17 protein-coding genes are annotated in these 13,435 nt (G+C 65.7%); 7 read left to right on the top strand and 10 right to left on the bottom strand.

All coding sequences use genetic code 11. The features are described from left to right. Positions 1–13: 13 nt before the first annotated feature. The 3 genes from K6L26_RS26675 to K6L26_RS26665 are packed head-to-tail and all read right to left on the bottom strand — an operon-like array spanning position 14 to position 3,686. Complete coding sequence (locus K6L26_RS26675; protein ID WP_065062018.1) at positions 14–361, bottom strand: DUF732 domain-containing protein; 348 nt, start codon at positions 359–361, stop codon at positions 14–16. Further along, positions 361–3,264 (bottom strand): MMPL/RND family transporter, encoded by a 2,904-nt coding sequence (locus K6L26_RS26670; RefSeq protein WP_221852099.1) that lies wholly within the window; start codon positions 3,262–3,264, stop codon positions 361–363. Before K6L26_RS26670 ends, K6L26_RS26675 begins: the two co-directional genes overlap by 1 nt. Further along, positions 3,261–3,686, bottom strand: a complete 426-nt coding sequence (locus tag K6L26_RS26665) for an MmpS family transport accessory protein (protein WP_019344540.1) — start codon at positions 3,684–3,686, stop codon at positions 3,261–3,263. Before K6L26_RS26665 ends, K6L26_RS26670 begins: the two co-directional genes overlap by 4 nt. 190 nt (positions 3,687–3,876) lie before the next feature. Here K6L26_RS26665 and K6L26_RS26660 point away from each other — a divergent pair, with 190 nt between their 5' ends. Next, a complete protein-coding gene (locus K6L26_RS26660; protein ID WP_019344539.1) occupies positions 3,877–4,539 on the top strand; it encodes a TetR/AcrR family transcriptional regulator in 663 nt (220 codons plus the stop codon). A gap of 36 nt (positions 4,540–4,575) precedes the next feature. Then, entirely contained in the window at positions 4,576–5,436 is an 861-nt protein-coding gene (locus K6L26_RS26655) for a GNAT family N-acetyltransferase (protein WP_019344538.1), read from the top strand. Here the strand turns inward: K6L26_RS26655 and K6L26_RS26650 are convergent. From K6L26_RS26650 to K6L26_RS26640, 3 genes are read right to left on the bottom strand one after another with little or no spacing between them, the layout of a single operon-like run. Continuing rightward, positions 5,430–6,044, bottom strand: a complete 615-nt coding sequence (locus K6L26_RS26650) for a pyridoxamine 5'-phosphate oxidase family protein (protein WP_019344537.1) — start codon at positions 6,042–6,044, stop codon at positions 5,430–5,432. The genes K6L26_RS26655 and K6L26_RS26650 overlap by 7 nt on opposite strands. Before the next feature lie 54 nt (positions 6,045–6,098). After that, on the bottom strand, positions 6,099–7,181 hold the full coding sequence (menE, locus tag K6L26_RS26645) for an o-succinylbenzoate--CoA ligase (protein WP_377153322.1): 1,083 nt from the start codon (positions 7,179–7,181) through the stop codon (positions 6,099–6,101). Positions 7,182–7,231: 50 nt separating this feature from the next. Beyond that, positions 7,232–7,585, bottom strand: coding sequence for a DUF3349 domain-containing protein (locus K6L26_RS26640; protein WP_019344535.1), 354 nt, complete (start codon positions 7,583–7,585; stop codon positions 7,232–7,234). Positions 7,586–7,850: 265 nt separating this feature from the next. Between K6L26_RS26640 and K6L26_RS26635 the strand changes: the two genes are divergently transcribed. From K6L26_RS26635 to K6L26_RS26625, 3 genes are read left to right on the top strand one after another with little or no spacing between them, the layout of a single operon-like run. Continuing rightward, positions 7,851–9,113, top strand: a complete 1,263-nt coding sequence (locus K6L26_RS26635) for an inorganic phosphate transporter (protein ID WP_019344534.1) — start codon at positions 7,851–7,853, stop codon at positions 9,111–9,113. Between the two features lie 25 nt (positions 9,114–9,138). Next, entirely contained in the window at positions 9,139–9,423 is a 285-nt protein-coding gene (locus tag K6L26_RS26630) for a hypothetical protein (RefSeq protein WP_019344533.1), read from the top strand. Positions 9,424–9,431: 8 nt separating this feature from the next. Beyond that, positions 9,432–9,740, top strand: a complete 309-nt coding sequence (locus tag K6L26_RS26625; RefSeq protein ID WP_036390176.1) for a DUF3349 domain-containing protein — start codon at positions 9,432–9,434, stop codon at positions 9,738–9,740. A 13-nt stretch (positions 9,741–9,753) separates the two neighbouring features. On the opposite strand, the gene K6L26_RS26620 is transcribed toward K6L26_RS26625, so the two are convergent. Both K6L26_RS26620 and K6L26_RS26615 read right to left on the bottom strand, forming a co-directional pair. Continuing rightward, positions 9,754–10,137, bottom strand: a complete 384-nt coding sequence (locus K6L26_RS26620) for a VOC family protein (RefSeq protein WP_019344531.1) — start codon at positions 10,135–10,137, stop codon at positions 9,754–9,756. 45 nt (positions 10,138–10,182) lie between these two features. Beyond that, complete coding sequence (locus tag K6L26_RS26615) at positions 10,183–11,052, bottom strand: SDR family oxidoreductase (RefSeq protein ID WP_048896289.1); 870 nt, start codon at positions 11,050–11,052, stop codon at positions 10,183–10,185. Positions 11,053–11,117: 65 nt separating this feature from the next. Here K6L26_RS26615 and K6L26_RS26610 point away from each other — a divergent pair, with 65 nt between their 5' ends. Further along, positions 11,118–11,615, top strand: coding sequence for a pyridoxamine 5'-phosphate oxidase family protein (locus K6L26_RS26610; protein ID WP_019344508.1), 498 nt, complete (start codon positions 11,118–11,120; stop codon positions 11,613–11,615). A gap of 49 nt (positions 11,616–11,664) precedes the next feature. On the opposite strand, the gene K6L26_RS26605 is transcribed toward K6L26_RS26610, so the two are convergent. Continuing rightward, positions 11,665–12,582, bottom strand: coding sequence for a 1,4-dihydroxy-2-naphthoyl-CoA synthase (locus K6L26_RS26605; protein ID WP_019344507.1), 918 nt, complete (start codon positions 12,580–12,582; stop codon positions 11,665–11,667). A gap of 110 nt (positions 12,583–12,692) precedes the next feature. On the opposite strand from K6L26_RS26605, the gene K6L26_RS26600 reads away from it, so the two are divergent. Continuing rightward, complete coding sequence (locus tag K6L26_RS26600; protein ID WP_019344506.1) at positions 12,693–12,971, top strand: hypothetical protein; 279 nt, start codon at positions 12,693–12,695, stop codon at positions 12,969–12,971. Between the two features lie 5 nt (positions 12,972–12,976). Here K6L26_RS26600 and K6L26_RS26595 read toward each other — a convergent pair whose 3' ends face one another. Next, complete coding sequence (locus tag K6L26_RS26595) at positions 12,977–13,426, bottom strand: nitroreductase family deazaflavin-dependent oxidoreductase (RefSeq protein ID WP_221852097.1); 450 nt, start codon at positions 13,424–13,426, stop codon at positions 12,977–12,979. Between the last annotated feature and the right edge of the window lie 9 nt (positions 13,427–13,435).

Here is a 13,435-nt window from a genome sequence, read left to right as displayed (position 1 = left end):
GCTCCAAAGTCGTTCAGTGCGCGGCTTGTTCGTAGACGAACCGCTGATCGGGGCAGTAGTAGTTGATGGCGGTACCCAGGAACTGCCACGACTGGGCGTCGGTGCTGTCCTTGTCCAGCTGTTTTTTGACGAACTTCACCGAGTCCTGGGCGGTGTGGTCGACCCCGTTGTGCAATCGCTTGCACATGATCTTGCCGATCCAGGCGTTGTAGTCCTTCTGCCCGTAGATCCCGAAGGTGTGCAACTCGTGGGCGAAGTTGGTGTCGGGATCCCGATCGTAAGACGGATCGGCGTAGGCCGGTGCGGACAGGGCGACACTGGTTGCGGCGCAGAACGATAGGACGATCAGCAGGCGTCTCATCAGGTCAAGGCCTCCTCGGGATCGCGCTGGATGGGTTTGGGCCAGGGCTGCGGCAGCGGGCGCTGGCGGACGCGTTGCGGCCACCAGAACCAGCGGCCCAGCAGCGTGGCGATCGACGGCGTCATCAGCGATCGAACCACGAGGGTGTCGAACAGCAGACCCAGGCCGATGGTCGTGCCGACCTGGCCGATGACGATCAGGCTGCTGACGGCCATCGATCCCATGGTGAACGCGAAGACCAGACCTGCGGAGGTGACCACGGCGCCGGTGCCGACCATGGCCCGGATGATCCCGGTCTTCAGCCCGGCGTGGATCTCTTCCTTTATTCGTGAGACGAGTAGCAGGTTGTAGTCCGCGCCCACTGCGAGCAGGACGATGACCGACATCGGCATCACCATCCAGTGCAGCGGGATGCCCACGATGTGTTGCCACAGCAGCACCGACAGCCCGAAGGCCGAGGCGAGGCTCAGCACCACCGTGCCGACGATCACCGCGGAGGCGACCACGGCGCGGGTGAGCACCAACATGATGATGAAGATCAGGATCAGTGCCGCCGCGGCGACGATGATCAGGTCGTAGTCGGCGCCTTGCTGCATGTCCGCGAACGTCGCCGAGCTGCCGCCGAGGTAGATCTTCGATCCCTCCAGCGGTGTCCCCTTGATGGCGTCGGTTGCGGCGACCTTGAGCGGTGCGATGCGAGAAGTGCCTTCCGGGGTCAGCGGATCACCCTGGTGAATGATGGTGAACCGCACCGCATGTCCGTCAGGTGACATGAACAGCTTGAGCCCCCGCTGGAAGTCGTCGGTCCCGAAGGCCTCCGGTGGCAGGTAGAACGAATCGTCGTTCTTGGCGGTATCGAACGCTTCGCTCATGGCGGTGGCGGTGTTCTGCATCGCCATCGTCTGGTCCTGCTGGGCCTTCTGCACCTGGTACTGGTTCAGCAGGATCTGCTTCTGGTTCTTCATGGTCTGGATCTGCGCAGGCAACACGGCGACCATTCGCGGCATCAGGTCCGCCATGCGCTGCATTTCCGGGACCAGATCCTGGAAGTCGTCGGACATCGTGTTGATGCCGTCGAGCGCGTCGAAGATCGACCGGATGGACCAGCACATCGGAATGTCGAAGCAGTGCGGTTCCCAGTAGAGGTAGTTGCGCAGCGGCCGGAACTGGTCGTCGAAGTCCGCCAGGTGATCCCGGACGTCGTTCATGTCGCCGGACGTGGTCTTCATCTTGTCGGCCATCCGCTGCGACACCGCGGCCAGATCCGTTTGGATGCTCATCATCTCGGTCATCGAGTCGATGCTGTTCTGCAGATCGTTGGCCTGTTTGAGGATGTTGTCCAGGTTGCTCTGCAGGTAGTCGTTGTTCATCAACTGGGTCGTGCCGCTCTGGCCCAGCGTGTACGGGATCGTCGAGTGCTTGATCGGATCGCCGTCGGGACGGGTGATGGTCTGCACCTGGGCGATGCCGTGCACGTTCTTGAGGGCCTTGGCGATCTTGTCGATCACCAGGAAATCGGCCGGGTTCCGCAGATCGCGGTCGGACTCGATCATCATCAGGTCCGGGTTCATCTTGGCCTGCGAGAAGTGCCGGAATGCGGCGTCGTATCCGATGTTCGTTCCGACGTCCTTGGGAAGGAAGATGCGGTCGTTGTAGGTGGTGTGATAGCCGGGCAGGGCGAGCAGGCCGACCAGCGCAGCCACGATGGCGCACATCAGGATTGCGCCCGGCCAGCGGACGGTGGCGGTGCCGACCCGGTGCCAGCCACGCGAGTTCGAATGCCGCTTGGGCTCGAGGATCTTGCCGAACCGGCTCAACACCGAGATGACGGCCGGCCCCAGGGTCAGCGCCATGGCGACCACCATCGTCATTCCGATCGCCAGTGGGATACCCATGGTCTGGAAGTACGGCAGGCGGGTGAAGTGCAGGCAGAACGTCGCACCGGCGATGGTCAGACCCGACGCGAGCACGACGTGGGCCGTGCCGTGGAACATGTCGTAGTAGGCCGCTTCTTTGTCCTCGCTGGCTCTTCGTGCTTCCTGATATCGGCCGATCAGGAAGATCGCGTAGTCGGTGGCCGCGGCGATGGCCAGGGTCACCAGCATGTTGGTCGCGAACGTGGTGAGACCGAAGAAATTGTGGAAGCCCAGTAGCGCGACGAGTCCACGGGCGCCGGACAATTCGAGCACCACCATCACCAGCACGATCAGCGTGGTGATGATCGATCGGTAGACCGCCAGCAGCATGACGGCGATGACCCCGAAGGTGACGAGTTCGATCAGCTGCATGCTCTCGTCGCCGACGATGTTCTGGTCGGTGCTCGACGCCGCGGACCCGGTCACGTAGGCCTTCACACCGTCGGGTGCGGGGCTTTCGGTGGCAATGCGTCGCACTGCTTCGACTGACTCGTTGGCCAGCGTCTCGCCCTGGTCGCCGGCGATGTAGACCTGCACGTAGGCGGCCTTGCCGTCGCGGCTCTGGGCGCCCTTGGCGGTCAGGGTGTCGCCCCAGAAGTCCTGGACGTGCTGCACGTGGGTGGTATCGGCGCGCAGGTCTCGAACCATCTGGTCGTAGAACATGTGCGCCTCGAGGCCCAGCGGCTTGTCGCCTTCGAGCACGACCATCACCGAGCTGCTGGTGTCGTACTCCTGGAACTTCTTGCCGACCTCTTTGATGGCGATCATCGACGGCGCGTCGTTGGGGCTCATCGACACCGCGCGCATCTTGCCGACGACCTCGAGCTGCGGCACAACGGTGTTGAGCAGTGCGACGATCACGATCCAGATCAGGATGATCGGCAGGGCGAATGCCCGGATGAATCGCGGGATCGCCGGGCGCGGAGGCGCTGCGTGGCGCCCGGTTGCGATGGCGTCGGTCGGGGTGTCGTCCGTGGGCGCGCTCATGCTGCCTTCACAAAGCAGAAGGTTTGTGCGTTCAAGCCAGTAGCCGTTCTCTCTTCTTTGACCTGGTCGTCGACAGTGACGCGGCAACTGATGCTGTCCCCGTCGCCCTGGGCCATGATGTTGGGCTGGACCGACGGCAACGTGGTTTGCAGCGTCAAAGTCCAAGGCAGCGGAACGGTTCCGGTGCGCTGGGGCTTGCCTTCGAGGTCCATGTAGTTGATGACGGCAGTGCTGCCGTTACCGAAGATCTCGTATTTCACGAACTTTGGGTTGAAGTCCTCGGCGTTGTCCGACGTGGTGTCGGTGATGATCACGGGATGTGCGCCGAAGACCTTGCGGACGTTCATCACGATCAGCGCGCCGGCCCCCATGGCGATGACAATCAGTACGGGGAGCCAGATTCGGCGGATGGCCTTCAGCATTGCGGCTGGAAGAGGAGTGCGGCGAAGTGATGCCGCGCCTGGACGGCTGTCATTGATGGGCCTCCCGACGTGTTGTTGCGTTCGCGTCGACCTGGCTATTAGGCAGCCTACGCAGTTCGAAGGGTAAAGTTAGCCGAATAAGTGGATAGGATCAATCCACTTATGACGCCGATCACTTAAACTGAGAGATATGACCGAGGAAACACGTCCCGTGCTGCGCAGGGATGCCGAGCGCAATCGGCAGCGGGTGCTGACCGCAGCGCGCGAACTGTTTGCCGACAAAGGTCTTGAAGCAACCCTCAACGACGTGGCACGGCACGCCAACGTCGGGGTGGGCACGGTGTACCGACGCTTTGCCACGAAGGAAGAGCTCATCGAGGCCATCTTCGTGGACGGCATGGACCAGCTCACCGCGCTGGCCGAAACCGCACTGCAACACGAAGATTCATGGCTCGGTTTCGCCTGGTACGTCGAGAGCATGTGCGAGATCACGGCGACCGACCGAGGCTTGCGGGAAATCGCGTTCAGCAAGTGTTATGGCGGCGACCGGGTGAAGGCCTGCCAGGAGCGGCTCATGCCGGTGTTGACCAAGCTGGTGGAGCGGGCGCAGGGCGACGGTTATCTGCGTCCGGAGGTGTCGTCGACGGACATGCCGCTCTTGGGCCTGTTGTCCGGCACGGTCAGCGAATTCGCGGGCAATGTCGACCCCGATCTCTGGCGCCGGTATGTGGCCCTCCTTCTGGAGGGCATGCGTTACCACGCAGATCAGTCACCGGTTCCGGTGGCAGCGCTCGACAGTGATGCGCTCGACACCGCGATGCAGTCGTGGGAGCCGGCCGGCCCGCCGCGTTAGACGTTTCGGAAACGCTTGTGTGGGCACAATATCCACGTGGCAATCAACGGTGGCGCCCACGTGCGCGAAGGTGAGCTGTTCTGTGGTGTCGAGTTGGCCAGGCGTATCGAGAAAGCCGAATCGGACCTCATCGTCGCGGCGACTCGGGCGGCCCGTGATCGCGGTGCCGACGGTTTGGTCTTGCCGGTCGCCGGGGGATTCGCCTGCTTTGCCGAGCCGAACTCGCCGATGAACAAGGTGGTCGGCCTCGGTTTCGACGGCCTACCCGATGAGGCCGTGCTGGGTGAGATCGAACGCGCTTTCGCGGCCCGGGGCAGCGCCACCCAGGTGGAGCTGTCCAATCTGGCCGATCCCGAGGTCACCGCATTGCTGTCCGGGCGCGGCTACCGCCTCGAAGAGTTCGAGAACGTGCTCGGTCGGCCGGTCGGCGACGAGCCGGCCCCGGTGTCGGACGTGCAGGTGCGCCGGGCCGACGATCTCACCGCCTGGGTGAATGTCGTGGTGGAGGGCTTCGCCCATCCCGACGGCGAGGGGCCGGTGAGCCATGAGCAGTTCCCCGCCGACATCGTCGAGCGAGCCGAGCGCGATATGGAAAAGGCCGGGGCCACAGCGTATGTTGCGCTGTGTGACAGCGTGATCGCCGGGGGCGCGATGATGCGGGTGGCCGGCTCGATCGCTCAGCTGGCCGGGGCTGCCACGGCGCCGGCCTACCGGCGCCGCGGGGTGCAGGCCGCCCTGCTCGCGACGCGACTGCATGAGGCCGCCGGCGCCGGATGCGAGATCGCCGTCGTGACAACGGCACCCGGCTCGAAGTCCCAGCACAATGTGCAACGCCGCGGTTTCCAGCTGCTCTACACGCGCGCGATCCTGGTGAAACCCGCCGAGTCGGTTCAGTAAAGGATCTTGCGCAGGTTGTCCTCGCTGTAATATGCGTCGAGTTCAGCCTGACTCTGATCGGGCTTGAACGCCTTGGCCATCTGGGCGACCGAGGGCACGGCCGTCGGATCCCAAGTCTCGGGCTTCCAGGCCTCCGAGCGCAGGAAAGCCTTGGGGCAGTGGAAGAACACTTCCTCGATGGCGATTTCCAGCGCGAGGATCGGCCGCTTACCGCCGACCGCCATGTCGTCGAAATAGTCTGCGTCGGAAAGAATCCGGGCGGTGCCGTTGATGCGCAGGGTGTCGCCGCGGCCCGGGATGACGAACACCGTGCCTACGTGCGGGCGCTGCAGCACGTTGAGGAACCCGTCGACCCGCCGGTTTCCGGGACGTTCCGGGATCGCGATCGTGGTTGCGTCGATGATCTGGACGAACCCCGGCGGATCGCCTTTGGGGGAGACGTCGACGCGGCCGTGCGCGTCGGTGGTCGCCACGAATCCCAGCGGTGACTGCTTGAGCCAGCCCTGCTGTGCCTCCGACAAGCGGTCAGTCACCTTCTTGGCGACGGCGGCGGTGGGTTGCCCGACGATGGCGCGCAGCTCATCGGCGGAAGTCACTTCTCGGCGCATGTCTCCATCATGCCGAAGCCGACAAGTGAAATTCCGGCTCCGTAGTCGCGGCGCTCAGCTGTAGCGCGCCGCCAATGCCCGGCGGTCCAGCTTGCCGATGCCGCGACGGGGCAACTCGTCGACGACGTGCACCTCGCGCGGAGCCGCGGTGGCATCGAGGGTTTGTGCCACATGGGTGCGCAACTCGGCCACAGCGGGCGCCGGCGCACCGGGTGCCAGCACCAGCGCGGCCACCACCCGTTGACCCAGCCGCTCGTCAGGAACTCCGAAAACCGCGCAGTCCGCGATCGCCGGATGGCCGGCCAGGGCCGACTCGACCAGTTGCGGCAGCACCGTCAAACCACCGGTGCTCACCGCATCGTCGACGCGGCCCAGCACCCGCAGCACGCCCGAATCATCCACGGTGCCAAGGTCGTCGGTACGGAACCACCCGGGCTCGGCGAACGGGTCCGGACTGACCGGGTTGCGGTACCCCTTGGCCACGGTGGCTCCGCCGAGCAGGATTCGTGAGTTGTCGATACGGATCGAGACGCCGTCGAGCGCCACACCGTCGTACACGCAGCCGCCGGCGGTTTCGCTCATCCCATAGGTGCGCACCACGTTCACCTGAGCCGCCTCGGCGCGTTCGGCCACCCCGGCCGGCATCGGCCCGCCACCGATCAGGACGGCGTCGAGGTCGGCGAGCGCCTCGGCCGCAGCCGGATCCTGCAGGGCCTTGTCCAACTGAACGGCCACCAGCGAGGCGTAGCGGCGCCCGCTGCCCAATGCAGCTACCGCAGAAGGCAACTCGGTCGGATCGAACGATGCGGAGACGGTGACGGGTGAGGTGCCGGCCAGCACGCTGCGCACCAGAACCTGAAGTCCCGCAATGTGGTAGGCGGGCAGCGCGAGCAGCCAGTGCCCGGCGCCGCCCAGCCGGGCATGGGTGGCGGTCGCGCTGACGCGCAGCGCGTCGGCGGTCAGCAGCGCGCCTTTCGGCTTACCAGTCGTGCCCGACGTCGAGATCACCACCGCGACGTCGCCGTCGATCTCTTCCCCGGCCCGCAAAGTGCTTTTCAACAAAGAACTTTGACGCTCGTCCCCGGCGGGTACGGGCAGGATCGCCGATCCGCTTGCGGTCAGAACGTCGTCGAGGATGGTCAGCAGTTCGTCCGTCGCGGAGCCGACAGCGATGGGGCGTAGAACGGTTATGCCGGGCCCCCTGGCTCATCCGGATCGCCACCGTCGGTTCGGTCGGCCTCGATGGAATCCTCGGCGTCGCGGGGATCGTCCAACGGCCAGCCCTTGGCGGCCAGGCGCTCCCGCACCCGCTCGACGTCCTCGGCACGGGGCAGCTCGTCGGTGATCTGGGTGATCAGTACGCCGATGTCGATGTGATCGAAATCACCGCGATCGATGAGATCTTGTGCGACGGCTTTGACTTCGTCGTTGGTCAACCGCCGCGTCAACAGCGCCAGCAGCGGCACCCGGTCTGGCCCGGGCACCCCCTCGGGGTACCCGGCATTGAGCCAGGCCGCGATCTTCGCGAGAAAAGCGTTCACTGTGCCTACTCCTGATGCACCCGAGCGAGGTTCCTCCGGACAAATGATTTTGAGCCGGGGGACCGCATCGATGGTAGTGCTGTCCGCCGACTCAGGCTCGCAGTGAACTTATAGCCAGCTCGGGGATCGGCAAACCGCCCCGGCGAACAATCCGGGGTGTGCAGATGAACACTCGGTGAACTCATTTGGAGCGTATTCGAATCCCCAGCTCAGCGTGGTGTTTCCGGCTGGTCAAAAACGCCGGCGGTCCTACAGAATTACGGCCATGAGCGCTGAGCTGATCATTCTGGTGTTGCTGATAGCAACAGCATTGGCCTTCGATTTCACAAATGGCTTTCACGACACCGGAAACGCGATGGCGACCTCGATCGCCACCGGGGCATTGAAGCCGAAAACCGCCGTGATCCTGGCGGGTGTCCTCAACCTGGTCGGCGCGTTCCTCTCGGTCGAGGTGGCCGTGACCGTGACCACCTCCGTGCTGAAGATCCAGGACAGCAAGACGGGGTCGCTGGTTTCCGGCATCGATGCCTCGACCGGCTTGACCATCATCTTCGCCGGCCTGATCGGCGGCATCCTCTGGAACCTGCTGACCTGGCTCTTCGGTATCCCGTCCAGCTCGTCGCACGCGCTCTTCGGCGGGTTGATCGGTGCCGGCCTCGCCGCGATCGGACTGTCCGGGGTGAACTGGTCCGGCGTGATCCAGAAGGTGCTCATCCCCGCGGTAGCTGCCCCGTTCATCGCCTGCCTGGTGGCTGCCGCCGGTACCTGGCTGGTCTACCGCATCACCCGCAACGTCCTGAAGAAGCGCCGCGAGCAAGGCTTCCGCTGGGGCCAGATCGCCACGGCCTCGCTCGTGGCGCTGTCGCACGGCACCAACGACGCGCAGAAGACCATGGGCGTCATCGCGCTCGCACTCATCACCACCGGCCACCTGACCGGCGACGTGAAGGAGAACGGTCTGCCGTTCTGGATCATCGCGTCCTGCGCGCTGGCCATCGGCCTCGGCACCTACATCGGTGGCTGGCGCGTCATCCGCACTCTGGGTAAGGGGCTGGTCGAGATCGAGTCCCCGCAGGGCCTCGCTGCCGAGGCTTCCTCGGCCGCGATCATCCTGAGCTCCAGTGCCGCCGGTATGGCCCTGTCCACCACTCACGTCGCGACCGGCTCGATCCTGGGCAGCGGGGTCGGCAAGCCCGGCGCCGAGGTGCGTTGGGCGGTCGCCGGACGTATGGCCGTCGCGTGGCTGATCACCCTGCCCGCCGCCGGCATCGTCGGCGCGCTGGCCTTCTGGCTGTCCCACGGTGTCGAGTCGCTCACCGGGGCAGCGCTGGCCGGCGACGGCCTGATCTTCCTGATCCTGGTGGCGCTGTCCGGCTACATGTGGTGGCGCGCCCAGCAGCAGAAGGTCGACCACAAGAACGTCAACGCCGATTGGGATTCCTCCACCAACTCGGTCGTGCCGGCGGAGGTTCGTGAGGCCGCCAAGCCCGCCGGCACCACCGATACCGCCGACAAAGCCACAGTCTGACCGGATCTGACGAAGGAATCTGCTGATGATTTATCTGGAATCGATCTTCAAGGTGTTGGTCGTGGGCTTGATCCTCGGAGCCGGCCTGCCCGCGGTGTTCGCCGCCGGTCTGGTGGCGTTCTCCAACGGCGCCGGTGGGACGCATGAGGATGGCACCGTGGTGGCGCCCAACCCCGTGCTGAAGGCGTTCGGTCTCGTGCTGTTCGGTCTTGTGGCCGCGGTGATCGTGATCGCGATCCTGTGGATCACCAAGACCACGATCATTCACCACTTCGGATTCAACCCCGTCCCCTTCATCCCGGGTAAGTGAGCGCACACATGACCGAATCTGCCGGCTACATGGAGAACGTGCTGACGTGGCTGCACAAGGGTTATCCCGAGGGCGTGCCGCAGAAGGACTACTTCGCTCTGTTGGCGTTGCTCAAGCGCTCGCTGACCGAGGATGAGGTGGTTCGGGCCGCCCAGTCGATCCTGCGTTCCAACAACGGGGACACCCCGGTCACCGACGACGAACTTCACGACGCGGTGCGCAAGGTCATCGAGAAGGAGCCGAATCCCGAAGAGATTCAGCAGGTGGCCTCTCGCCTGGCCTCGGTCGGCTGGCCGCTGGCCACACCGGTGCGCTGAACTCGCGGCCGACTTATTGCCGCGTATCCCGTCGCAGCGGATGAGTGTCGGGGACCTGCACGAAGATCAGGGTGATGCCGTCGGGATCGGTCACGTGTAACTCGTGCAGACCCCACGGCTCCTCGGCCGCGGCCCGGGCGATCTTCACGCCACGGCTTTCCAGTTCGGCCTGGGTGGCGTAGACGTCACGCACCTGCAGCCACAGCGCCCCGGGGAACCGCCCGGGTTCGGCGGGGCTGTGGTGGCCGGCCAACTCGATCAACGACTGCCCGGCGTAAAAGACTGTGCCTGCACCGTATTCGCGAGCAATGGCCAGACCGATCCCGTCCCGGTAGAACGCCACCGACTTCGGGTAGTCGACCGGCCGGAGCAACATCCGACTGGCCAGGATTTCCATATCCCTTGTCTACCACCGCGGCTGTGCCGGTGGCGACACGACACGTCAGACCGGCTGCACCCGTTGCCGTTTCATCACCGCGTCGACGAGCCCGGGCGCGACGGTGTTGAGCGCCTTGGCGGTCACCGCCATGCGCGGGGCGATCTGCACCGGGCGGGTGCGCGCCGCGGTCAGCATCCAGTCCGCGGCCTCGGCGGCCGTCAGCCCGGGCAAGCCGTCGTAGGCCCGGGTCGGAGCGATCATCGGGGTCTTCACCAGCGGGTAGTACAACGTCGTGGAGTGCACGCCGTCCGTGGCCCATTCGGTTTCGATGACCCGGCTGACCGCGGCCAGTGCCGCCTTGGAGGCGTTGTAGACGGCGAACAGCGGCGAGGATTCGTTCATCACGCCCCAGGTTGCGACGTTGATGATGTGGCCGTCGCGGCGGTCGCGCATGCCGGGCGCCAGGCCGCGGATGAGCCGTAGCGGCGAGTAGTAGTTGAGCGTCATCGTGCGTTCGACGTCGTGCCAGCGCTCCAGTGATTCGGCCAGCGGGCGCCGGATCGACCGGCCCGCATTGTTGATCAGGATGTCGACGCCGCCCAGATCGGCCTCGACGCGGGCCACCAACTCGTCGACGGCAGCCATGTCCGACAGGTCCACCGCGTGGGCGCGGGCGTCACCGCCCTTGGCGGTGATCCGGTCGACCAGCTCGTCGAGCAGTTCCTGGCGGCGGGCCACCGCGACGACGGTGGCGCCCTTGGCGGCGAACTTCTCGGCCGCTGCCTCGCCGATGCCCGAAGACGCGCCGGTCAGCAAGATGCGCTTGCCGGCGACGTCGATATCGTCACGGGCCTGCAACCGTTCGGTCAGCGGCGGACGCATGCTGGTCAGCAGCAACTGTTCGGACAGCCGACGCAGCGGGCTCTTGCTCATGCGCCGAGTTTAGGAGGCCTGGCTTTCCGCGATGACTTGTGGGCTGCTGCCGAGTCGGTACCGGTATGGCGATCACGGGCAAGCTAGACCAGCGCTTCAGCGAGGCGACCGAAGCGACGAGTTGGGAGGCCGCCGCGACGGCCCTCGGCGCCGCCGGGCTGTACTGGCTCACCACCGTCCGCGGCGACGGACGGCCCCACGTCACACCGTTGGTCGGGGTGTGGATCGACGACACGTTCGTGTTCTGCACCGGGGCAGGCGAGCAGAAGGCACGCAACTTGCGGGCCGGCACGGCCGTCGCCGTCACCACCGGTACCAACACCTGGAACTCCGGCCTCGACGTCGTGGTCGAGGGCACCTCCGCGCGGGTGACCGGGCGGCAGCGGCTGACCACCCTGGCCGACGCCTACCGGGCCAAGTACGGCGATGACTGGGATTTCGATTGTGACGACGAGGTTTTCGACCCGGAGAGGGAGGCTGCCCTCGTCTACCGGGTCACCCCGACCAAGGTGCTCGCGTTCGCGAAGTCACCGCACGGCCAGACCGGGTTTCGTTTCCGGTGATTTGTGCACGATTACCGGCGGTGAGCGCGGGTAATCGTGCACAAATCACTCAGAAGTAGCGCGGGAAACCGCTCCAGTCCGGATCGCGCTTCTCCAGGAACGCGTCGCGACCCTCGACGGCTTCGTCGGTCATGTAGGCCAATCGGGTGGCCTCCCCGGCGAACACCTGCTGGCCCACCAGGCCGTCGTCGATCAGGTTGAACGAGAACTTGAGCATCCGGATCGCCTGGGGCGACTTGCCGTTGATCTCGGCGGCCCATTGCAAGCCGACGGACTCCAGCTCGGCGTGGTCGACGACCTCGTTCACCGCACCCATCTGATACATGGTCTCGGCGTCGTAGGCGCGGCCCAGGAAGAAGATCTCGCGGGCGAACTTCTGCCCGGTCTGCCGGGCCAGGTAGGCGCTGCCGAAGCCGCCGTCGAAGCTGCCGACGTCGGCGTCGGTCTGCTTGAAGCGGGCGTGCTGGCGGCTGGCCAGGGTCAGGTCGCAGGTGACGTGCAGGCTGTGCCCGCCGCCGGCCGCCCACCCGTTGACCAGGCAGATCACCACCTTCGGCATGAAGCGGATCAGCCGCTGCACCTCGAGGATGTGCAGTCGCCCGGCCCGGGCGGGGTCGACGGTTTCGGCGGTTTCGCCCGCCGCGTATTGGTAGCCGGACCGGCCGCGGATGCGCTGATCGCCGCCGGAGCAGAAGGCCCAGCCGCCGTCCTTGGCCGACGGGCCGTTTCCGGTCAGCAGGACCACCCCGACGTCGGGGGACATCCGGGCGTGGTCGAGGACGCGGTACAGCTCGTCGACCGTGTGCGGCCGGAAGGCATTGCGCACTTCGGGCCGGTCGAACGCGACTCGCACCGTGGGTTGCCGGGCGCCGTCGGCGACGTGGCGGTGGTAGGTGATGTCGGTCAGATCGTCGAAGCCGGGCACCGGCTCCCAGGCTGTCGGGTCGAACGGGTTGTCTGCACTCACGTGCTCGACTGTAGAGCGACCATGCCCAGAGGTTTCACAGGTATCGCAGCGGGGTACCAACCCCGGCGCGATGATGCGCACCGCGTATCACCAGAGGAGAGAGGGCCACGATGAAGAAGTTGGCGAGTGTGTTGATGTCGGGTTTGGCCGCGGGCGTAGTGCTCGTGGGTTGCACACCCGAGGTGACCGGCGGTGACACGAAGTGCAAGGACTTCATCGGGCAGGACGAGAAGACGCAGAACGACGCGGTGGCCAAGATGCTCAAGGACGAAAAGGGCACCGACGCCGCGCAGCTGGAGATCACCGGAACCCGGTTGGCGGTGCAGACCTTCTGCCAGACCACGGGCAAGCAGGACTCCAAGATCAAGGAGGCCCCGCACCTGAGCTGACCGGGTTAGATCGGGTCCAGCCGGAAGACGGGGCAGCGCCCGGCCAGCGCTTCGAACTCGTCAGGGTTGGGCCCGGTCACCAGGCCGGCGTTGCGCATGAAACCGACACCGGTCGGTACCAGGATCGGGAACTGGCGCAGCAGCGGGCGAGCCTGCTCGACGGGGATCTCCACCATGCGCACCCGCTGGTCCTTGCGGCCCTGGTGCACGGTGGCCTCGCCGGCGGCGCGGGCGTTGGCCGCCCAGTCGCCTTTCGGTAGCCCGGCGACGATGTAGCGGTGGCCGTCGATGGTCATCGGCGTGACCGGCGTCGACCGGGGTTTCCCGGTTTTCCGCCCCGGAACGGTCAGCACCACGGGACCCTTGTCGCCGCCGACGCCGAGCTTGTTGAGCCCGATCATCACCTTGTTGACGTACTTGAGCCACCACGGTGGCCGGATGCGGTCGTCAGCCATGCCTCCACA

Origin of the sequence: Mycobacterium farcinogenes (genome assembly GCF_019739075.1) — a bacterium.
Classification (GTDB): domain Bacteria; phylum Actinomycetota; class Actinomycetes; order Mycobacteriales; family Mycobacteriaceae; genus Mycobacterium; species Mycobacterium senegalense.
This window is presented reverse-complemented; position numbering and strand designations above follow the sequence as displayed.